Origin of the sequence: Stutzerimonas stutzeri (assembly GCF_051028275.1) — a bacterium.
Lineage (GTDB): Bacteria > Pseudomonadota > Gammaproteobacteria > Pseudomonadales > Pseudomonadaceae > Stutzerimonas > Stutzerimonas stutzeri_AS.
In genome coordinates, this window is the sequence record NZ_CP069269.1 from 746903 (window position 1) to 765121 (window position 18219).

Consider the following 18219-nt stretch of genomic DNA (forward strand, 5'->3'; position numbering starts at 1 on the left):
TAAAAACTGCGCCGGGCCTTGAATGGCCCACGTTCTCAGGGCGGGGTGAGATTCCCCACCGGCGGTAATACGCAATTAAGAAGGTCGAAAGCGTAGCGAGCCCGTGGCAGGCAAGGCGTGACCCGACGAGAGAAGGGTCACAACGCAGCTTGTCGTGGGCGCAGTAGCTTTCAATGCGTTTAGCCCGCGAGCGCTTGCATTGGCAAGGTCAGCAGACCCGGTGTGATTCCGGGGCCGACGGTATAGTCCGGATGAGAGAGAGCGGGATGCCTCGACGGGCGCCGTTCGTGCGCGCGTCTACTCCCTATCGATCTGCAACGCCCTGTTTTTTCCAAAACAGGAGTTCGTCATATGCATCGTTTCAACAGCCTTCCACGGGAGGCCGCATGTTCACAGGAATAATCGAATCCATCGGCACCATCCGCGCAATGACGCCGAAAGGCGGTGACGTGCGTGTGCTGGTCGAAACCGGCAAGCTGGACCTGGGCGACGTCAAGCTCGGCGATAGCATTGCGGTCAATGGCGTCTGCCTGACCGCCGTCGAATTGCCGGGCAATGGTTTCTGGGCTGACGTCAGCCGCGAGACGCTGGCTCGCACGGCCTTCGTCGATCTCAAGGCCGGCAGCCGAGTCAACCTTGAGAAAGCCCTGACACCCAGCAGCCGTCTTGGCGGGCATCTGGTCAGCGGTCACGTTGATGGCGTGGGCGAAGTGATCTCGCGAGAGGAAAATGCCCGCGCCGTTCAGTTCCGCATCCGCGCACCGCGTGAACTGGCCAAATACATCGCGCTGAAAGGCTCGATCACGGTGGATGGCACCAGCCTGACGGTCAATACGGTCAATGGTGCGGAATTCGAGCTCACCATCGTTCCGCACACCCTGGCTGAAACCATCATGGTCGACTACCGAGCTGGGCGGAAGGTGAATCTGGAAGTGGATCTGTTAGCACGCTATCTCGAGCGCCTGCTGATGGGCGACAAGGCCGCCGAGCCCAACACCTCGGGCCTGACCGAAAGCTTCCTGGCCGAACACGGCTATCTGAATAAGTAAGGATTGGCCACCATGGCTCTGAATACCGCTGAAGAACTGATCGAAGACATCCGCGCCGGCAAGATGGTCATCCTCATGGATGACGAAGACCGCGAGAACGAGGGTGACATCATCGTCGCCTCGGAATGCGTCACGGCTGAACACATCAACTTCATGGCCCGTTTCGCACGTGGCCTGATCTGCATGCCGATGACCCGCGAACGCTGCGAGACCCTGCAACTGCCGCTGATGGCGCCGCGTAACGGTTCCGGTTTCGGCACCAAGTTCACCGTTTCAATCGAGGCTGCGGTCGGCGTGACCACCGGCATCTCCGCGGCCGACCGCGCACGCACCGTGCAGGCTGCCGTGGCGAAGAACGCCGTAGCCGAAGACATCGTCAGCCCCGGTCATATCTTTCCGTTGATGGCGCAACCTGGCGGCGTCCTGGCGCGAGCCGGGCACACCGAAGCGGCCTGCGACCTGGCTCGCATGGCCGGTTTCGAGCCATCTGGGGTGATCTGCGAAATCATGAATGACGACGGCACCATGGCGCGCCGCCCGGAACTTGAGCTGTTCGCCGAACAGCACGGATTGAAGATAGGCACCATTGCCGATCTGATTCACTACCGGATGATCCACGAGCGCACGGTCGAGCGTGTATCCGAGCAGCCGCTGGAAACCGAGCTGGGCCAGTTCAAGCTGGTCACCTACCGCGACGGCGTGGAAGACACCGTGCACATGGCGTTGACCCGCGGGGAGATTTCGCCGGAAGAGCCTACCCTGGTTCGTGTGCACAACATGGAACCGCTACGTGATCTGCTGATGGTAACCGTGCCGGGTCGCTGGAGCCTGCGGGCTGCAATGAGTGAGGTGGCCAAGGCGGGTAGTGGCGTTGTCCTGCTGCTGGGTAACCCCCTGACCGGACCGCAGCTGCTGGCGCAACTCAATCGTCAACAGTCGCCGAGCCCGGCGACCTACAGCACGGTGGGGGCTGGTTCGCAGATCCTTCGCGACCTCGGGGTACGCAAGATGCGCCTGATGAGTTCGCCCATGAAGTTCAACGCGATATCCGGCTTCGACCTGGAAGTTGTAGAATACCTGCCCGCTGAGTAAGGGCTGCCGCGCTACTGCGCTTGGACATACTGCGTTTAAAACAGGCGAGGCTTGCTCATTTACAATCAATAAACTCCGCCGCCTCACCTGTTTTTGCCTTGTCTGTCCTGCGCTCGCTACGCGCTGATCCGCCGGGCTGCCTTTGCCCACAAGCTCTTTAACGCTATATGAGATTCGTTTCCATGACACTGAAGACCATCGAAGGTACCTTCATCGCCCCGCAGGGCAAGTTCGCCCTGGTCGTTGGCCGCTTCAACAGCTTCGTTGTCGAGAGCCTGGTAAGCGGCGCCGTCGATGCGCTGGTGCGCCACGGCATCGCCGAAGACGCCATCACCATCATCCGCGCCCCGGGCGCCTTCGAAATTCCGCTGGTCGCGCAGAAGGTTGCCCAGCAGGGCGAGTACGACGCGATCATCGCGCTCGGCGCAGTCATTCGTGGCGGCACACCGCATTTTGAGTACGTCGCTGGTGAATGCACCAAGGGCCTCTCGCAGGTCTCCATGGAGTTCGGCGTGCCGGTCGCGTTTGGCGTGTTGACTGTCGATTCCATCGAACAAGCCATCGAACGCTCAGGCACCAAAGCCGGCAACAAGGGCGCCGAAGCTGCACTGTCCGCGCTTGAAATGGTGAGCCTGCTGGCGCAGCTGGAGGCCAAGTGAGCCTTAATCACGACGACAGCCAGGACGCTCCGCAGCCAAAGGCCAAGGGCAAGATCGCGACACGACGTGTCGCGCGCAGCCTGGCGATGCAGGCGCTGTATCAGTGGCACATGGCCGGCCAGAGCCTCAACGAAATCGAGGCGCAGTTTCGCGTCGACAACGATTTCTCGGGTGTCGACGGCAACTACTTTCATGAACTGTTGACGGGCGTTGCGCGCGCGAAGACCGAGGTCGATGGCGCCATCGTGCCTCATCTCGATCGTCCGCTCGAAGAGCTCGACCCGGTCGAGCTGGCTGTCCTGCGCTTGTCCACCTACGAGCTGATGCATCGCATCGATGTGCCATACCGGGTGGTGATCAATGAGGGTATCGAGCTGGCCAAGGTGTTCGGCGCCACTGACGGGCACAAGTTCGTCAATGGCGTGCTGGACAAGCTGGCGCCCAGTCTGCGCAGTGCCGAGGTCGGCGCCCACAAGCGCTGAGCCAACGCCTCTGATGGGTGAGTTCGAGCTGATCCGCCACTACTTCGCCGCCGCTGCTTGTGCCAGGGTTGGCGGCGATGTCGCGCTGGGCATAGGCGATGACTGCGCGTTGCTCAGCGTCGCAGCCGGTGAGCAGTTGGCGGTTTCCACAGACACGCTCGTCGCTGGCGTGCATTTCCCCGACCCGTGCGATCCCTATCTGCTTGGTCAGCGCGCGTTGGCCGTCTCGACCAGCGACCTGGCTGGAATGGGCGCGACGCCTATTGGCTTCACCCTGGCGCTGACGATTCCTTCTGCCGATTCCGACTGGCTGGCCGAGTTCGCCCGTGGGCTCGACAGCATGGCCGCCAAATGCGACATGCGCCTGATCGGCGGCGACACCACACGTGGCCCGCTGAGCATGACGCTGACGGTGTTCGGGCGCGTGCCTCTAGGCCAGGCGTTGCTGAGAAGCGGCGCGCAGCCTGGTGATCTGCTCTGTGTGGGTGGTGCGCTTGGAGATGCGGCGGGAGCTTTGCCGATCGTCCTTGGCGAGCGGGAGGCGAACGCTGTCGAGGCGGCAGCGCTGCTGCGGCGCTACTGGTCGCCACAACCTCAGCTCTCGCTCGGTCAGGCATTGCGCGGCAAGGCAACCGCGGCGCTGGACATCTCTGATGGCCTGCTGGCCGATTGCTCACATATCGCCACGGCGTCATCTGTTTCGCTGGTGATCGAGCGAAGCAGGGTGCCGCTATCGGATTCGCTGTTGCGCTTCGCCGGGACTGAGCATGCCCTGCATTGCGGCTTGGCGGGCGGTGATGACTATATCCTGGCGTTCACCTTACCGGCCGATGCGCTACGCGGCATGCAGACCGAAGGATGGCCCATCCATGTGATCGGGCATGTCGCCGAGGGTGAGGGCGTCCGGCTGGTCGATGCTGATGGAAATTCCGTCAGTCTCGGCCAGTGCGGCTACAACCACTTCGCAAACTGAGCCGGTGGCGCTCGGCTAGAAATGAGGACAACCGTTTGACTGATTCCCTGCAGCCTACCGTCGAGCCGATCCCACACTCGGTCTGGAGCAACCCCTGGCATAACCTGGCTTTTGGTTTTGGCTCCGGCACCCTGCCCAAAGCACCAGGTACCTGGGGATCGCTGGTAGCGCTGGCGTTCGTGCCGCTGTGGCAGATACTGCCGAACTGGGGCTACGGTGCGCTGATCCTTGCGAGCATGCTGTTCGGCATCTGGCTGTGTGGCAAGGTCGCACAGGATTTGGGCGTGCACGACCACGAAGGCATCGTATGGGATGAGTTCGCTGGTATCTGGATCACCTTCTGGCTCGTGCCCCCCGGTTGGTATTGGTTGCTGCTCGGATTTGTCGTTTTCCGCCTGCTCGACATCCTCAAGCCCTGGCCGATCAGTTGGGTTGATCGTCAGGTTCACGGCGGGCTGGGCATCATGCTGGATGACATCCTGGCCGGGTTCGCCGCTTGCGGCATCATGCATATAGCGGTGCGGTTGCTGGGCTGATCCTTCGGCAGCTCGGGCTGTGCGTCGGATCGCTGCAATGTCTGAAGAGCACGTGAAACAATGCCATATGCCCTGATTCAAGGAGCCGCTAATCATGCGACCCGTTGCCTTGCTGTTTGCCTCCCTCACATCCCTCTTAACGCTCGCCGCTACCGCCGCTCCACTGGTACAGGTGGTTGGTCTGTTTCCTGGCGCTGCCGTGTTGAACGTCGATGGTCAGCGCAAGCTGGTCAGGGTCGGTCAAACGGGGCCGGGCGGCGTCGAGGTAATCAGTGTTGACTCGAAAGGTGCCGTGCTCCGGGTGGATGGGGTCGAGCGTAGCTATTCGCTTACCCGTGAGCTGAGTTCCGGGTTTGCCGAGCCGGAGCGTCGTCAGTTAAGCATCGCTCAGGGGCAGGGCGGACATTATTGGGTGGCAGGCTCGATCAACGGGCAGCCCGTGCAGTTTCTTGTCGACACCGGCGCCACCTCGGTGGCAATCAACGAGAATCAGGCGAAGCGTCTGGGTATCGATTATCGGGTCGATGGCCGGCCAATCGTCGTAAGCACGGCAAGCGGTACGGCCAAGGCCTGGCAGGTAAACCTCAATAGCGTGAAGGTTGGTGCGATCGACGTGCTTGGCGTCGAAGCCGTAGTAGTGGAAGGCGGCTCGCCTAGCGACGCCCTGCTTGGCATGAGCTTTCTCGGTCGGGTCAGCTGGCGCGAGGAGCAGGGGGTTCTGAAGCTGGAGTCCAAGATCTAGACTGACGTTTCGTCAGGCAGTCAGGCAGTGTCGCTCCCTTGACGGGTCGATGTTCCGATACAGGTTGCTGCGGCACTGATGTTACAATATCCGCTTTTCCGCCTTCGGGAGTCTTCCGGTGCCAGTCGTGTTCGTCGCCGCTTCCAAACTGCCGACGCCGTTCGGTGTGTTCACCATGCATGGTTTTCTCGATCAGGACACTGGCAAGGAACATGTCGTACTGACCCTGGGCGATGTCGCCGACGGCAAGCCCGTGCTCGGCCGACTGCATTCCGAATGCCTGACGGGGGATGCGTTGTTCAGCCTTCGCTGCGACTGTGGCTTTCAGCTCGAGGCTGCCCTGCGCGCGATCGCGGACGAGGGGCGCGGGGCATTGCTTTACCTACGTCAGGAAGGTCGCGGCATTGGCCTGCTGAACAAGATTCGCGCCTACGAGCTGCAGGATGCCGGTGCCGATACCGTCGAAGCCAATGAGCGCCTAGGCTTCGCCCCGGACATGCGAGATTACGCGATCTGCCTGCCCATGCTCGAGCACCTGGGCATCGCCGAAATCAAGCTGATGACCAACAACCCGCGCAAGGTCAAGGCGCTGCAAGGGTTCGGTATACGCGTTGCCCAGCGCATGCCACTGGAAATCGGTCATAACCCCCACAACGAGAAATACCTTGCCACCAAGGCTGGCAAGCTTGGCCACCTGCTTGGCGAGATCCATCAGGGCGAAGCCGAGCAGTCGTGAACCGCGCAGCTGCTCGACGCCGGCTGTCACGTGATGGTTGGTTTCAATTGTTGCTGATAGCCGTGCCGGTACTTGCAACCAACCAGCTTCCACAGCTGACCGGTAGCCACGAAGCGCTCATCGCGTTCCCTCTGTTCTTTGCCGGCCTGGGTCTGCTATTTCTCAGCTTGCCGCGCTTTACAGCCTACAAACATGCGCTGATCAAAACCGAACATTCATTCGGCAGCGATGCGGAGCCCTCGGCATGGGCCACGTTGCGCGATGTTCGCCTGCGTGCCTTGCGTATTGCCGGGCTGCCTGCCTGGGTGGCGGCGATTGGCGCACCGATCGGGCTCGAGCCGGTGGCGCAGCTGCTGCTTGTGTGCGGAAGCCTGACACTGCTTGTTCTTTATCGCGTTCCGCGCCAGTTGCAGTGATGCGTAGCCTCCTGCTGTGCCTCGCGCTGCTGGTGTCACCGTGGGTGGCGGCTGCGGAACGCGTGGTCAGCCTGGCGCCCTCGCTCAGTGAAATCATGCTGGAGCTCAAAGCTGATGATCTGCTGGTCGGCGTTCTTGATGGCGGCGATCGTCCGGCGGCGCTGGAAGGGGTGCCTTCGGTTGGCCGTATCGGTCAACTGGAAATGGAAAAGCTTCTTCAGGTGCAGCCGACGCTGGTGCTGCTCTGGCCCGACAGCATCACCCGTGCCCAGCGTGACCAGTTGGCCCAGTTCAGTATTCCGGTGCTGGTCGTTCAGCCTGCCACGCTGGAGCAACTGGCCGAGCAATTCAAGCTCATCGGTCAACGCATTGGGCGGGATGAACGGGGCCTTGAACTTCAGCGCCAGTTCAAACAGGGCCTGGAACAGCTGCGCAGTCGCTATCGTCGGCAGCCACCGCTGGATGTGTTCTACCAGATATGGGATCGCCCGCTTTACACCCTAGGCGGGCCTCAAATCATCGGCGAAGCCATCGAGGTGTGCGGTGGCCGTAACATCTTTGCGGACCTTCAACTGCCCGCGCCGCAAGTGAGCGTTGAGTCGGTACTGTCCCGCAACCCAGAGGTGATCCTGGCAGGTAGCGGCGCGCAGCTTGCCAAGTGGAACGCCTGGCCCCAATTGGAAGCGGTGCGCAAGGGGCGGCTATGGGAAGTCCCGGACAAGGGGCTGGAGCGGCCGAGCTTCCAGATGCTTGGCGCGATCCGGAAGCTCTGCGAGGTGATGAACCAGGCGGGGGACCAGGCCGCGCCGGGCCTGCCTTAAAGGGTTGGGGTCCAGGTTATTGCAACTAACGCTGTCCGTCCTTCCGTCGCGTATTCGTATCGGCCTGAGCTATATGTCGCTTCGGCATAATCCTTGTTCAACAGGTTGTTCAGCTTGGCTTCTACGCTGATCTCTCTGCTGACCTTCCAGCCGCCCCGCAAACCTAGCAAGCCATAGCCGCTGAGCTCGATCGTGTTGCTTGCATCATCGTAGCGACCGCTGACAGCACGCCAGTTGGCGCCAACCGAAAAGTCGCCGAACTCGCGATCCAGATCCAGACTAAGGGTGCGTTTCGCGCGTCGTGGCAGGGTGTGGCCGCTGTCTCGGTCGCGCGGGTCAATCAATCCGACCGCAAGTTGAGCTTGCCAGCCGAACATTTGTTCGCTCAAGGCAGCCTCAAGGCCGTTGATGCGGGCCGTTTGTACGTTATAAGGCTGCCATCCGGTGCTAATGTCCGAAACGATCGCATCCTCTATATCGATACGATAAACCGACAATTCCAGCGAGCCGCTGTCGCTGTAGCGGCTACGCCATTGAGCTTCGTAACTGCGTGAACGTTCGGGAGAAAGGTTCGGGTTCGCGCTTGAATAGCAGACGCCAAAGAAACACTCGTCCGGGTAGTAAAGATCGTTAAATGTAGGTGCGCGGAAGCCTTCGCTGTAAGACAAGATCAGGTCATTGCGTGTATCCAGAGGAATGGTCAATGCGCCATTCCAGCTCGTTTGGCTCCCGTATTGCTGGTTCTTGTCGTGCCGCATGCCCAGTTCGGTGGAGAACAGGCTGCCGTTATAGCGATGCTGGATGAAACCGGCATGATTCCAACGGGCTTCTTCGACGAAATCCGTAGTGCTGTGCAGTCGGTCCTCGTACCAGTCGGCGCCTAGCGTGACCTCATGCTCGGGTGTGAGAGAGAGCGCGTTGATCCAGCTCGCCGAGTCGCGGTAAGTGTTGAAGCTATAGAACATCTCCGGACCGGCATCAGCCAGATCATTACCCGTGTCACGCTTGTCTTCACTGTGGCCGAGTTCGAAACGGCTCGCCCACTGTTCGTTGATCTGCCAGCTGACGAAACCTGAGGTCGTGCTGAGCTGGAAATCGGTGGTCGGCTGGGACGGGCCGAATACATCGTCGTACTCGATCTGGCCACGCTGATCCAGTGCGCTGAAGCCAGCGTCCAGGTGCTCGTTGAAGCTGTGCAACAGGTTGAAGCTCAGCGCGCGATTGCGGAAGGCATCGTCGTCACGATTGAGGCTGTCGCCGTGGCGAGTCGCGTCGATGCCGGACGTTTCGTCCAGCGACGCGGCGAGGCTCACGCGGGTCTGGTCATCCCCACCGGACAATGCCAGGCTGCGCTCGAAGGTCGAATGGCTGCCGACGCCGAGGCGCAGACGCGGGTTGAGACCAGTCTCGTTACCTCGCCGTGTGAAGATCTGCACCACGCCACCGATTGCATCGGATCCGTACAGTGCCGAACGCGCCCCTTTCACAACCTCTACCCGTTCGATATGGTCCGGATCGATGAACTCGATGCTGCTGGTACCACTGGAAGCCGCGGCGATGCGCTGGCCATCAACCAGCACAAGCGTTTGGCCGCTGGTGGTGCCACGTACAAATATGCTGGTCAGGCTGCCGGGCCCGCCGGTACGCACGACGCTTACGCCCGGTACACGTTCGAGCAACTCGGCGACGGTACGTACCTGCAAGCGGTCGATGTCGGCACGAGTGAAAACCGTGGTGGCGGCTGCAGCCTGGGCTCGTAGCTGAGGCACGCGGTTGGCAGACACGATGGTATCGCTGAGCTGCAGCGCATCATCGTAATCAGGTGTCTGGGCGTGCACGGAAACGCTATGCAGCAGCGCCATGGCCAAAGTAAGACGGGACAGTTTCATCAGGATCGATCCTCAAAAGTGCAACGCTTTTGAGGAGGGCAGGAACAAGTGCGAATGACAGGCAGCCGCGCTTGACGGTGCTGCCCTCCGCAACACCAGTCGAATCCGTCAGGCCGGTCTCCGGGCTTTCGACGCGCACGGCGCTCGCCTTCCCGTGCCTTGCACAGTGGCGGTTGAGCGGGCGGTGATCCTGGGATCACGGTCGATTACCGTTGCGGGGGCAGCGCCGGCATTGCTCTTGGAGCGCACCGGCTTCCCGTTTAATGCAGACGACGCAGTCGTGCACACCTGGGCGGATAAGAAAATCGCGCGAACCTTAAGGGCTGGTCGAGGGAAAGACAAGCGACAGGATGAAGCGCCTCACAGCGGTACGTTGACGATCAGCGTCGGGTAGCTGGGCTGAAGCATCTCGCACCGGCGGTTGATCCGACGAAGCGACAGGTGTGCAGGGGTTGATGTGGATTATTCCACCGTAGCGAGGAACTTGTTCACAGCCATCCGGAGCCGCGGATGGCTTGACGATGTTTACAGGAGGTTCAGGCGTGCACGAATCGAGGCCTCGATTCCTGCAGCGTCGAGGCCGCACTCGGCGAGCATTTCGCTGGGCTTGGCATGTTCGACATAGTAGTCGGGCAGGCCCAGATGAAGGATGGGTGTGCTCAGGCCTTGTGCAGCGAGATACTCGCCGACTGCGCTGCCAGCGCCGCCCATGATGCTGTTCTCCTCAATGGTCACCAACAGCTCGTGGCTGTCGGCCATCTGACGAACCAGGGCTTCATCCAAGGGCTTGACGAAGCGCATGTCGACGACGGTCGCGTCGAGGGTTTCGGCAACTTGCATGGCTTCCGGCAATTGCACGCCAAACACCAGCAGGGCGATTCGCTTGCCCTCTCGACGCACCACAGCCTTGCCGATTTCCAGCGGTTCGAGGCCCGGCTCGAGCGTTGCATTCGGGCCGGTGCCGCGCGGATAACGCACGGCGGCGGGACCGTCGAAGTGGTAACCGGTGGTGAGCATCCGGCGCATCTCGTTTTCGTCGCTGGGGGTCATCACCAGCATGCCGGGAATGCAGCGAAGATAGGTCAGGTCGAAACTGCCCGCGTGGGTCGGGCCGTCTTCACCAACGAGACCGGCCCGGTCGATGGCGAAGAGCACGTCGAGGTTCTGCACCGCGACGTCGTGAATAAGCTGGTCATAGGCACGCTGGAGGAAGGTCGAGTAGATCGCCACCACCGGCTTGGCGCCTTCGCACGCCATGCCGGCGGCGAGGGTGACCGCATGCTGCTCGGCAATCGCGACGTCGAAATAGCGGTCAGGGTAGCGCTCGCTGAAGTCGACCAGATCCGAGCCTTCCTTCATGGCCGGTGTAATGCCCAGCAGGCGCGGGTCCGCCGCGGCCATGTCGCAGAGCCATTGGCCAAACACGTTGGAATACTTGGGGCCGCTGGGCGTCTTCGGTTTGACCGGTTCGCCAAGGGGTTCGAGCTTGCTGATCGCGTGCCAAGTGATCGGATCGACCTCTGCAGGGGCGAAGCCCTTGCCCTTTTTCGTCACTACATGCAGGAACTGCGGGCCGCTGAGGTCACGCATGTTGCGCAGCGTACCAATCAAAGTCGGCAGATCGTGGCCATCAATGGGGCCAATGTAGTTCCAGCCGAGCTCTTCGAACAGGGTGCCGGGAACGAGCATACCCTTGGCATACTCCTCGGTGCGGCGGGCGATTTCCCAGGCACCAGGCAGGCGCGAGAGCACCTTCTTGCTGCCTTCGCGCATGCTCGAATAGGTGCGACTGGAGAGAATCTTGGCCAGGTAGTTGGACAGCCCGCCAACGTTTCGCGAAATCGACATGTCGTTGTCGTTCAGCACAACCAGCATGTCGGCGCCCACTTCCGGCGCGTGGTTCAGTGCTTCGAACGCCATGCCAGCCGTGAGCGCGCCATCGCCAATCACCGCAATCGACTTGCGCTTCGTGCCCTGCATGCGCGCAGCGATGGCCATGCCCAGGGCGGCGCTGATCGAAGTGCTGGAATGGCCGACGCCAAAGGTGTCGTACTCGCTTTCGCTGCGTCGCGGGAAGGCAGCGAGGCCGTCCTTCTGGCGCAGGCTTCCCATGCGTTCCCGGCGCCCGGTAAGGATCTTGTGTGGATAGGCCTGATGACCTACATCCCAGACCAGTCGATCTTTCGGCGTGTCATAGACGTAGTGCAGCGCGATCGTCAGCTCGATCACGCCGAGGCCTGCACCGAAGTGCCCGCCGGTCCGTCCGACGCTATAAAGGAGGTCCTGACGCAGCTCGTTGGCGAGTTCTTCGAGTTCCGCTTCGCCCAGCCGGCGTAGTTGCTCGGGAGTGGCCGCGCGATCTAGGACGGGCGTCGCAGGGCGGACCCGAGGAATCTCATGAAACGTCTTGGGCATCGGGCGCATCGTTTTGGCTGAAAAAAGAACCGCAGTTTACCCGATGGTTACTACGATAAGAACGGCTCGGGCATCAACGGTCGCTGCCAAGCCGTTCCGGTAGTGACATCAGCTGCGACGTTCGACGATGAAAGAAGCCAACTGGCGCAGTGGTTCGGCGCGTGGGCCAAGCGGTGCAATGGCGCCAAGCGCGATGTCACGAAGCTCCAGTGCGTAAGCCTTGGCCTGGTCCATACCCAGCAGTGCCGGGTAGGTGGGCTTGTCCCTCGCAATATCCGCGCCCTGGTGCTTGCCCAGGGTTGCGGTGTCGCTTTCCACATCCAGGATGTCGTCCTGCACTTGGAACGCCAGCCCCACGGCTTGAGCGTATTGCTTCAGCGCGTCGAGGTTCTGCGCATTCGCGCGACCGCTCGCCAGCGCGCCGAGGCGGACGCTGACCTCGATGAGCGCGCCGGTCTTGTGCCGGTGCATCGACTCCAACGCGGCGCGGTCAAGTTTGAGGCCGACCGATCCCAGATCGATGGCCTGTCCGCCAACCATGCCTGCCGGGCCGGCAGCGTGAGCGAGGCTGGCGACCATGTCCAGGCGCACTGCTGGGTCGCCGGGGTTATGAGCGTCGAGCGCCAGGGCCTCGAAAGCCAGACTTTGCAGCCCATCGCCGGCCAGAATGGCGCAGGCTTCGTCGAAAGCCTTGTGCGTCGTGGGCTGTCCGCGACGCAGATCGTCATCGTCCATCGCCGGCAGATCGTCATGCACCAGCGAATAGGCATGAATCAGTTCGACAGCGCAGGCGGCACCATCCGCCAGGACAAGGTCACCCTCAAGCGCCTCGCACGCGGCGTAGACCAGCAGGGGTCTAACGCGCTTGCCACCGTTCATCACGCTGTAGCGCATGGCCTGGTACAGGCGTTCGAGTTCGGGGAGGGGCGGGGCGAAGAGGGTGTCGAGGCAGCTGTCGACACGTTGCTGACAGCGTTTCTGGTAGGCACCGATCATGCTTCAGGGTCCGCCTCGAACGGGGCTTCCTGCAGTTTGCCGTCGCGCTCGAGCAGGATCTGCACCTTTTGCTCTGCCTGGCTCAGCGCTGCCTGGCAATCACGGGTAAGGCCAATGCCCTGTTCGAAGCAGGTCAGCGAGTCCTCCAGCGACAGCTCGCCGCTTTCCAGACGCTCGACCAGTTGTTGCAGCTCGGCGAGGGATTGTTCGAAATCGAGGGCGACTTTCTTGCGGGCCATGGCGGAACCTGTTCTCTTTGGCTGCTGTGAAACGGTCGCGACACTAGCAGAGCTGTGCTGCAGAAGCCATAAGCCGAGCGGGCTAGATGCCTTTCGGTCACGACCGATACATGGCTTGGAAGTAATAAATCGTCATGGCGCTGCCCACCAGAATGACGAACAGGCGCAGCCAGCTCGCGGGCAGTTTCTTGCTCAACGCGCCGCCTGCGTAGCCGCCAAGTGTGGTGCCGATCAGCAGGATGGCCAGCTCGTAGCCGCTCACCCGGCCCGCGATAACGAAGGTCGCCGTGGCCACACTGTAGATCACGGCGGAAATCAGGTTTTTCAGGGCGTTGGCGCGGACCAGCTGATGCCCTTCAATGGAAAACGCGGCGAGCTGGAGAATGCCCATTCCGGCGCCAAAGTAGCCCCCGTAGATTGAAACCAGGGTATGCGCTGCCAGGGATGCCGGGGCGTGGGGCGGTATGGCCGTGTCGTCCACGCGTCGTGCTGCGAGCCAGCGACTCAGCCAGGGGCTTGCGGCAAACAGCGCAGTGGCCAGCAGCAGCAACCAGGGAATCAGCAAGCTAAAGACATCGTCGCCGCTGGCGAGCAGCAGAAGGCCACCCAGTAGCCCGCCTACGAGCCCGGCCAGCAGCAATGGGATCAGGTATCGATCCAGCGGGCGCAAGGTCGAGCGTGCGGCCCACGCAGCTGCCAGGCTGGCGGGCCAGAGCGCTACGGCATTGGTCGCGTTGGCGGTCACCGGCGGCAGGCCGGTCGCGAGCAGCGCGGGAAAGGAAAAGAACGTGCCGCCACCAGCCAAAGCATTCATGCCGCCGGCGGCAAATCCGGCGGCGATCAGCAGAAAGATGTCGAACAGAGGCATCGAAGAGGCTCGTGGGAAAAGAGACGCAGATTATCGCCACCGTCCGGCAGCGCCAAGGATGCTATTGCGAATTGTCGTTGGCTTGCGTCGGTCCAGCCGCTTATTGACCAGCAAGCCATGGCTATCTGACGCCCCGTTCGCTTGAACGCCATGCTGGAACATCAAGGCTGAAGCGAGGACGGAGCGTTATCGGCACTCGACGGCGCTCGCGTGCTGGTCAGCTCGTTGAGTATGCCGCAACCCTGGATGGGGCGATTGCCGGTGCAGCAGCTGCGCAGTGCCTGCAACTGGGTTTCCAGCGCGTGGAGGCTTTCCAGCCGGGTGCGGACGCGCTTGAGTTGCTCGTCGATCAACAGGTTGATATCGCCGCAGCTGGCGTCAGGTTGATTGGAAAACTCCAGCAGCCGGCGTATGTCAGCCAGCCCGATGTCCAATGCGCGGCAGTGACGAATGAACACCAGGTGCGCCAGTTGTTTTGAAGAGTAGGACCGATAGCCGTTGGCGCCGCGCTCGGGCGCAGGCATCAAACCGACTTTCTCGTAATAGCGGATGGTCTCGACGTCCACGTCGGCTGCGGCGCTCAACTCACCTATGCGCATCATCGTCTCCTGGTCGTGTACCCGGCTCATTAGAACGGGCTTGACCCTGGAGCAGCTCCAGGGTGTGCAATGGCACCGACTATAGTTCAGGAGGCATTCAGATGTCGTCGAGATGCTGTGACTCCGGTTGCTCCGCTCCACCGGTCAGTCCGGGCTTCCGTAAGGCCCTGTGGGTGGCGTTGGCGATCAACCTGGCCATGTTCGTCGTCGAGATCATCAGCGGTTTACGCTCCGGCTCCGTCTCCCTTCTGGCGGATGCCATCGACTTCGCAGGAGACGCCGCCAACTATGGGATCACCCTTGTGGTCCTGTCCATGGGGCTGGTATGGCGGTCACGCGCCGCTCTGGTCAAAGGCCTGTCGATGCTGGCTTTCGGCGTCTTCGTACTGGGTCGCGCCGGTTGGGCAGTCTATGCAGATGTAGTGCCCGAACCGCTGACCATGGGCATTGTCGGCACGCTGGCGTTGGTCGCCAACGTCATTGTCGCGCTGATGCTCTACGCGTTCCGAGAGGGTGATTCCAATATGCGTTCGGTCTGGCTGTGCAGCCGCAACGATGCGATCGGCAACATCGCCGTGATGATTGCTGCGGCCGGCGTGTTCGGTACGGGGTCAGGCTGGCCCGACCTCATCGTGGCGCTGGTAATGGCCGGGCTGGCGCTATCGGCTGGGTTTTCGGTTGTTCAGCAGGCGCGACAAGAGCTGCAACCGGCACATTAGCGCTGGAAACCCGAGGCGATGGACGCGGCCAACGCCACAGCCCCCACAGTGGCGGCGGCAAGCCCGGCGACTGCGAGCTTGCCGACTGCCTCGCTGCTCAGCCCAAGGGCATGGTCCTTGACCCGGTCATCGAAGCGGCCATCGATACGATGCAGGCCTTCGACCGGTTCGAAGAGGTTGTCCGGCCGCTGCGTGTCTGCTGGCTCGTCCGTCAACTGGCCGCTCCACGCCTGCTTGGCCATCATTCGATCAAGCAGGCCCGGCATGAACATATTGCCGATGATTGCCTGGAAGGATGCCCGTCCCAGCCACAGCTCACGCGGTGCTTCGTTAGCGGCACGGAGGATGGCGCGTGCTGCAACTTCAGGCGTATGAATCGGCGGTACTGGCTGCGGGCGTTGGTTCATCTTGTTGCGCGACCAGTCGAATTGCGGCGTGTTGTGCGCCGGCAGCTGCACCATCGTCAGGCGAACCCCACTGTTGGCGTGGATCAGCTCGCAGCGCAGCGAGTCGGTGAAGCCGCGGATGGCGAATTTCGCCGCGCAATAGGCCGACTGCAGCGGGATGGCCCGGTAAGACAGGGCCGAGCCCACCTGCACAATAGTCCCGCGATTGCGAGGCTGCATGTGGCGCAGTGCGGCCAGCGTGCCATGGACGAAGCCCAGATAGGTGACCTCAGTGACTCGCTTGTATTCCGCCGCCGTGATCGACTCGGCCGGACCGAAAACCGTAGCCATTGCGGCATTGACCCAGACGTCGATCGGCCCCAACTCCGATTCGATCCGTTCGGCGGCGAGGTCGATCGCTTCAGCATCAGCCACGTCGGCAGAAATCGCCAGAACCTCTGTTCCGTAGGCTTCCAGGGCCTGGCGAGTATCGGACAACCCTTTCTCCCCACGCGCAATCACGGCGACCCTGAAGCCCGCCTTGGCCATGGCATGGGCGGTGGCACGGCCCACGCCGGCGGTTCCGCCACAGATAACGGCAGTCTGGTCGCGGTTGGTCATGGCAATGGCTCCTGAATTCCGGTGGACGTCGATGGCCAGCATGCGCAAGTGTGGATGGCATGCCTATCGGCAGCGCCACGCCTCGGGGCGGGGCTGCTCAGTTGACCGGAGCGGGATGGGCGAGTTGCACTCGGGCGATGAGCTGGAAGGAGGCGCGTCGCCTGCTCGCGAAATTTTGCGTTACGAACAGCTCGGTTCGACCGTGAACGTCTTGGACGAGTCCACCAGGCCGACTTTTTCTAGCGTGCGACGGCCGATCAACACGGGATAGTTCATTTTGTCCCGGTCGTTCAGCGAGAACTGCTCTTCGTAGGTCTGATTACCCAGGCAGACCTTCATCAGCACCACGGGCCGCTCTTCGGCACCGCCAGCGCCCCGTACTTTGATGTCACGAACCATCTTGCGCTCCAGGCGAGTCCGGACCTCTTTTTCCGTATCGATATCCTCGAGTTCGACCGTGAACCGTACCCACTCTTCACCGTCCCTCTCGAAGCGGTCGATGTTTTCAGCATGCATCGAGGATGTCAGTGCACCGGTGTCGAGCTTGAACTTGACGGCAACCTTTTCCGGCAGGATCAACCCTTCCTCGACCCAGCCGAGCACCCGCGGCAAGTCGGCGTGCGCCGTCGTGCTGGCAAGCGATAGCAGTAAAGCCGTTAGGGCCATGGGGACGAAGCGGTTACGAGCAGGGCGTAGGGAATGGCGCATCTCTCACCTCGAATCAGCGAACGCTGTGGTTTCGATAGAGTCGCCCTGCCTGAATCCGTTCAGGTTTTTCTACATTGCAAGCGAGACGCGCCAGGTAAGGGAAGCAATCCCGAGACGATGGTCGATTGGCAACGTACATGACCCCGATTGAAAAACGCAATCGGACGCCTGCGGACTTTCGCACTCCATCAGTAGGGTTGCTTGCGATTACCGCAGTCCGCAGCGGCCGTTCCGACCATTTAAGGAGGCAGTTCACAAAGGAAATCCCAACCTGAGAGGTGAATCATGTTCGTCCATAACAAACGACTTCAATACACCGTGCGCGTCGCCGCTCCGAATCCTGGACTGGCTAACCTGATGCTCGAGCAGTTCGGTGGACCGCAAGGCGAGCTGGCCGCTGCGATGCGTTACTTTGTCCAAGGGCTATCGGAGGATGATCCAGGCCGTAAAGACATGTTGATGGATATCGCCACCGAAGAGCTGAGCCACCTGGAGATCATTGGCTCCATCATCGGCATGCTCAACAAGGGCGCCAAAGGTGAGCTGGCAGAGGGTGTCGAGAAGGAGGCTGATCTGTACCGGTCTTTGACCGGCGGCGGCAATGATTCACACACGACCTCGCTGCTTTATGGCGGCGGTCCGGCCCTGATCAACTCTGCCGGTGTTCCCTGGACGGCGGCTTATGTCGACTCCATTGGTGAGCCCACCGCAGATATGCGCTCAAACATCGCCGCCGAGGCTCGCGCCAAAATCGTTTACGAGCGGCTGATCAACGTGACCGATGATCCAGGCATCAAGGATGCGCTGAAATTTCTCATGACTCGTGAAATTGCGCACCAGAAATCCTTCGAGAAAGCGCTGCACACCATGCAACCCAACTTTCCTCAGGGCAAACTGCCGGGCGATCCGAAATTTGCCAACGTCTACTACAACCTCTCGCAGGGCGAAGGGGATCTGCGCGGGCCGTGGAACCAGGGGCCAGAGTGGGAATTCGTCGAGAACCCGGAGCCAGCCGTGGACGGCGGCGATGGGAAGCCTTCCGTCGAGCTGAGCAAAGACAAGCTGAATGTTGTGCAGCAAATGGCTGTGCGGACTCAGTCCGACGTCTCCATCGATCCCATGACGGGTGCCGATCTCGGCTCGGGGGAAGCGATTCGCAAAGGCAAAGGCTGATCGCTAGCGGCGCTGCCGGTGCGATTTGAAAGGCACCGGCAGTTCGTTCGGCGTTAGCTGTAATTGGAAAACCCGGCTCCCGAGCCGGGTTTTTACGTGA

The 18219-nt window shown here is 61.4% G+C and carries 20 protein-coding genes and 1 riboswitch; of the genes, 12 read left to right on the top strand and 8 right to left on the bottom strand.

The window, feature by feature from the left end; genetic code table 11:
- Nucleotides 1-386: 386 nt before the first annotated feature.
- The 10 genes from JQR87_RS03360 to JQR87_RS03405 all read left to right on the top strand — a co-directional run bounded on the left by JQR87_RS03360 (nt 387) and on the right by JQR87_RS03405 (nt 7506).
- Complete coding sequence (locus JQR87_RS03360) at nt 387-1049, top strand: riboflavin synthase (RefSeq protein ID WP_407292597.1); 663 nt, start codon at nt 387-389, stop codon at nt 1047-1049.
- Between the two features lie 12 nt (nt 1050-1061).
- Nucleotides 1062-2141, top strand: coding sequence for a bifunctional 3,4-dihydroxy-2-butanone-4-phosphate synthase/GTP cyclohydrolase II (gene ribBA, locus JQR87_RS03365; protein ID WP_407292595.1), 1080 nt, complete (start codon nt 1062-1064; stop codon nt 2139-2141).
- Between the two features lie 182 nt (nt 2142-2323).
- Nucleotides 2324-2800 carry a 6,7-dimethyl-8-ribityllumazine synthase gene (gene ribH, locus JQR87_RS03370; protein WP_019340068.1) on the top strand — a complete coding sequence of 159 codons (477 nt, stop codon included), beginning with the start codon at nt 2324-2326 and terminating at the stop codon, nt 2798-2800.
- Nucleotides 2797-3282: a transcription antitermination factor NusB gene (gene nusB, locus JQR87_RS03375; protein WP_122163749.1), complete on the top strand. Its 486-nt coding sequence runs from the start codon at nt 2797-2799 to the stop codon at nt 3280-3282. Before ribH ends, nusB begins: the two co-directional genes overlap by 4 nt.
- Nucleotides 3283-3292: 10 nt before the next feature.
- Complete coding sequence (gene thiL / locus JQR87_RS03380) at nt 3293-4255, top strand: thiamine-phosphate kinase (RefSeq protein WP_407297837.1); 963 nt, start codon at nt 3293-3295, stop codon at nt 4253-4255.
- Between the two features lie 35 nt (nt 4256-4290).
- Nucleotides 4291-4791 carry a phosphatidylglycerophosphatase A family protein gene (locus JQR87_RS03385; protein ID WP_407292592.1) on the top strand — a complete coding sequence of 167 codons (501 nt, stop codon included), beginning with the start codon at nt 4291-4293 and terminating at the stop codon, nt 4789-4791.
- A 94-nt stretch (nt 4792-4885) separates the two neighbouring features.
- Nucleotides 4886-5533, top strand: coding sequence for a retropepsin-like aspartic protease family protein (locus tag JQR87_RS03390; RefSeq protein WP_407292591.1), 648 nt, complete (start codon nt 4886-4888; stop codon nt 5531-5533).
- A gap of 118 nt (nt 5534-5651) precedes the next feature.
- On the top strand, nt 5652-6269 hold the full coding sequence (gene ribA / locus JQR87_RS03395; RefSeq protein ID WP_407292589.1) for a GTP cyclohydrolase II: 618 nt from the start codon (nt 5652-5654) through the stop codon (nt 6267-6269).
- The gene (locus JQR87_RS03400) at nt 6266-6685 is read left to right on the top strand and encodes a hypothetical protein (RefSeq protein WP_407292587.1); all 420 of its coding nucleotides are present in this window, start codon (nt 6266-6268) and stop codon (nt 6683-6685) included. Before ribA ends, JQR87_RS03400 begins: the two co-directional genes overlap by 4 nt.
- On the top strand, nt 6685-7506 hold the full coding sequence (locus tag JQR87_RS03405; RefSeq protein WP_407292585.1) for a cobalamin-binding protein: 822 nt from the start codon (nt 6685-6687) through the stop codon (nt 7504-7506). The genes JQR87_RS03400 and JQR87_RS03405 overlap by 1 nt, the downstream gene beginning before the upstream one ends.
- On the opposite strand, the gene JQR87_RS03410 is transcribed toward JQR87_RS03405, so the two are convergent.
- From JQR87_RS03410 to JQR87_RS03435, 6 genes are all read right to left on the bottom strand, one after another.
- Nucleotides 7503-9395: a TonB-dependent receptor domain-containing protein gene (locus JQR87_RS03410; protein ID WP_407292583.1), complete on the bottom strand. Its 1893-nt coding sequence runs from the start codon at nt 9393-9395 to the stop codon at nt 7503-7505. The genes JQR87_RS03405 and JQR87_RS03410 overlap by 4 nt on opposite strands.
- Before the next feature lie 94 nt (nt 9396-9489).
- A riboswitch (cobalamin riboswitch) is annotated at nt 9490-9703 on the bottom strand.
- 217 nt (nt 9704-9920) lie between these two features.
- Nucleotides 9921-11810 (bottom strand): 1-deoxy-D-xylulose-5-phosphate synthase, encoded by a 1890-nt coding sequence (dxs, locus tag JQR87_RS03415; RefSeq protein ID WP_407292582.1) that lies wholly within the window; start codon nt 11808-11810, stop codon nt 9921-9923.
- A 108-nt stretch (nt 11811-11918) separates the two neighbouring features.
- A complete protein-coding gene (locus JQR87_RS03420) occupies nt 11919-12806 on the bottom strand; it encodes a polyprenyl synthetase family protein (RefSeq protein WP_407292580.1) in 888 nt (295 codons plus the stop codon).
- Nucleotides 12803-13045, bottom strand: coding sequence for an exodeoxyribonuclease VII small subunit (locus tag JQR87_RS03425; RefSeq protein ID WP_407292578.1), 243 nt, complete (start codon nt 13043-13045; stop codon nt 12803-12805). The genes JQR87_RS03420 and JQR87_RS03425 overlap by 4 nt, the downstream gene beginning before the upstream one ends.
- Nucleotides 13046-13142: 97 nt before the next feature.
- On the bottom strand, nt 13143-13913 hold the full coding sequence (locus tag JQR87_RS03430; protein ID WP_407292577.1) for a sulfite exporter TauE/SafE family protein: 771 nt from the start codon (nt 13911-13913) through the stop codon (nt 13143-13145).
- Between the two features lie 161 nt (nt 13914-14074).
- Nucleotides 14075-14512, bottom strand: a complete 438-nt coding sequence (locus tag JQR87_RS03435; RefSeq protein WP_407292575.1) for a Cd(II)/Pb(II)-responsive transcriptional regulator — start codon at nt 14510-14512, stop codon at nt 14075-14077.
- Between the two features lie 101 nt (nt 14513-14613).
- On the opposite strand from JQR87_RS03435, the gene JQR87_RS03440 reads away from it, so the two are divergent.
- Nucleotides 14614-15231 (top strand): cation transporter, encoded by a 618-nt coding sequence (locus JQR87_RS03440; protein ID WP_407292574.1) that lies wholly within the window; start codon nt 14614-14616, stop codon nt 15229-15231.
- Here the strand turns inward: JQR87_RS03440 and JQR87_RS03445 are convergent.
- Nucleotides 15228-16238: an SDR family oxidoreductase gene (locus JQR87_RS03445; RefSeq protein WP_407292572.1), complete on the bottom strand. Its 1011-nt coding sequence runs from the start codon at nt 16236-16238 to the stop codon at nt 15228-15230. The two genes, JQR87_RS03440 and JQR87_RS03445, sit on opposite strands and share 4 nt — an antisense overlap.
- 180 nt (nt 16239-16418) lie before the next feature.
- Nucleotides 16419-16946: an ATP-dependent zinc protease family protein gene (locus tag JQR87_RS03450; protein WP_407292570.1), complete on the bottom strand. Its 528-nt coding sequence runs from the start codon at nt 16944-16946 to the stop codon at nt 16419-16421.
- 285 nt (nt 16947-17231) lie between these two features.
- On the opposite strand from JQR87_RS03450, the gene JQR87_RS03455 reads away from it, so the two are divergent.
- Nucleotides 17232-18119, top strand: a complete 888-nt coding sequence (locus JQR87_RS03455; RefSeq protein WP_407292568.1) for a manganese catalase family protein — start codon at nt 17232-17234, stop codon at nt 18117-18119.
- Nucleotides 18120-18219: the final 100 nt, after the last annotated feature.

What these genes read in the sequence shown, in the direction of transcription:
- ribH (WP_019340068.1), top strand. Translation starts at nt 2,324, where the DNA reads ATGACACTGAAGACCATCGAAGGTACCTTCATCGCCCCGCAGGGCAAG.
- dxs (WP_407292582.1), bottom strand. Translation starts at nt 11,810, where the DNA reads ATGCCCAAGACGTTTCATGAGATTCCTCGGGTCCGCCCTGCGACGCCC.
- JQR87_RS03435 (WP_407292575.1), bottom strand. Translation starts at nt 14,512, where the DNA reads ATGCGCATAGGTGAGTTGAGCGCCGCAGCCGACGTGGACGTCGAGACC.
- JQR87_RS03445 (WP_407292572.1), bottom strand. Translation starts at nt 16,238, where the DNA reads ATGACCAACCGCGACCAGACTGCCGTTATCTGTGGCGGAACCGCCGGC.
- ribBA (WP_407292595.1), top strand. Translation starts at nt 1,062, where the DNA reads ATGGCTCTGAATACCGCTGAAGAACTGATCGAAGACATCCGCGCCGGC.
- JQR87_RS03410 (WP_407292583.1), bottom strand. Translation starts at nt 9,395, where the DNA reads ATGAAACTGTCCCGTCTTACTTTGGCCATGGCGCTGCTGCATAGCGTT.
- JQR87_RS03425 (WP_407292578.1), bottom strand. Translation starts at nt 13,045, where the DNA reads ATGGCCCGCAAGAAAGTCGCCCTCGATTTCGAACAATCCCTCGCCGAG.
- JQR87_RS03405 (WP_407292585.1), top strand. Translation starts at nt 6,685, where the DNA reads ATGCGTAGCCTCCTGCTGTGCCTCGCGCTGCTGGTGTCACCGTGGGTG.
- JQR87_RS03440 (WP_407292574.1), top strand. Translation starts at nt 14,614, where the DNA reads ATGTCGTCGAGATGCTGTGACTCCGGTTGCTCCGCTCCACCGGTCAGT.
- JQR87_RS03360 (WP_407292597.1), top strand. Translation starts at nt 387, where the DNA reads ATGTTCACAGGAATAATCGAATCCATCGGCACCATCCGCGCAATGACG.
- JQR87_RS03450 (WP_407292570.1), bottom strand. Translation starts at nt 16,946, where the DNA reads ATGCGCCATTCCCTACGCCCTGCTCGTAACCGCTTCGTCCCCATGGCC.
- JQR87_RS03420 (WP_407292580.1), bottom strand. Translation starts at nt 12,806, where the DNA reads ATGATCGGTGCCTACCAGAAACGCTGTCAGCAACGTGTCGACAGCTGC.
- JQR87_RS03390 (WP_407292591.1), top strand. Translation starts at nt 4,886, where the DNA reads ATGCGACCCGTTGCCTTGCTGTTTGCCTCCCTCACATCCCTCTTAACG.
- JQR87_RS03430 (WP_407292577.1), bottom strand. Translation starts at nt 13,913, where the DNA reads ATGCCTCTGTTCGACATCTTTCTGCTGATCGCCGCCGGATTTGCCGCC.
- JQR87_RS03455 (WP_407292568.1), top strand. Translation starts at nt 17,232, where the DNA reads ATGTTCGTCCATAACAAACGACTTCAATACACCGTGCGCGTCGCCGCT.